Source organism: Sphingobium sp. D43FB, assembly GCF_002312805.1.
In the GTDB taxonomy this organism is placed as follows: domain Bacteria; phylum Pseudomonadota; class Alphaproteobacteria; order Sphingomonadales; family Sphingomonadaceae; genus Sphingobium.
The window spans coordinates 1-425 of the sequence record NZ_NMUA01000212.1; the positions used below are offsets into that span (position 1 = coordinate 1).

Annotated in this window: 1 pseudogene; it reads left to right on the forward strand. The window is 55.8% G+C overall.

Annotated elements, in window-relative coordinates:
* Positions 1 to 425 (forward strand): annotated as a pseudogene (locus tag SxD43FB_RS24080) (hypothetical protein); the annotation flags it as partial.

Sequence of the window (425 nt, forward strand, 5' to 3'; positions counted from 1 at the left end):
CCATAAGGAAAGCCTGTTCAGCTACTACTATCGCCTCTGCGAACTCGACGACATGGTGTGCTATCCATGGGTCGCGCAAGTGTTCTCCGGTTTCACCCTCCAGGAACTCAAAGGCTACGTCGATGAGCTGATGGCCTTGGACAAGCCAGTGCCGGCGACCTATTACGAAGGCGATGTGGTCAAGAACCTCGACGTCAACCCGCCGAAAATCTTCACTGGTCAGAAAGAGCTCTACAACAAGCTGATGGAGAACGGCATCGAGGTCTACGTGATGACCGCCGCCTCGGAAGAACTGGTGCGCATGGTCGCTTCCGATCCGAAGTACGGCTACAACGTCAAACCGCAAAACGTCATTGGCGTGAGCCTGCTGCTCAAGGACCCGAAGTCCGGCGAATTGACCACGGCGCGTAAGCAAATCACTGCGG